The organism is Aquipuribacter aurantiacus (assembly GCF_051216895.1).
GTDB lineage: Bacteria > Actinomycetota > Actinomycetes > Actinomycetales > JBBAYJ01 > Aquipuribacter.
In genome coordinates, this window is sequence record NZ_JBPKAO010000047.1 from 1 (window position 1) to 584 (window position 584).

The 584-nt window shown below is 74.8% G+C and carries 1 protein-coding gene; it reads left to right on the top strand.

The window, feature by feature from the left end:
• Window positions 1-134: 134 nt before the first annotated feature.
• Window positions 135-584: hypothetical protein (locus ACR80Q_RS18340; protein WP_435379091.1), on the top strand; the 450-nt coding region annotated here is incomplete at its 3' end.

Sequence of the window (584 nt, forward strand, 5' to 3'; positions counted from 1 at the left end):
CGGTTCCTCACCAGCCACCACGCCGACGGACCCGACAGTCGAGCCGGTCACGGCGGTCACCCCGGTTTTGGGCTCAGCGGCAGCGACCGGGCGGGAGCCTCGGCCGGGCGCGCGGCGACGGGTGGTGCCCGATGGTGAGCGCCGTCACCGCCGGCGCGCTGATCGGCGCCGGACTGTTCGTGCTGCTGGCCTGGGCCCGCCTTCGTCCCACGCTCGCCGAACAGCTCCACCACCTCGAGCGGACCGGCCACCCCGCTGGGTCCGTGGACAGCCGCGGGGCTGGTGGCGGGTGGACACCGCTGGACTCAGGGTCCGGACCCGCGGACGGCGTCGCACCGCTGTCGGCCTCGCGGCGGCTGGCGCATGGGGTGAGTGCACTCGAGACGGCGCTGCGGGGACACGGGGGGGCGGTGAGTGACCGGGTCACCGACTCCTCCATCCGAGCCGACCTCGACCTGCTCGGCGTGGACCAGCAGACCCACACCGCCCGGCAGGCCCTCCTCGCCATCACCGCCCTCGTCGTGACACCTCTGCCTCTTCTCCTGCTGGCCAGGCTGACCGGCTTGCCCTGGCTGGCCGCGGGC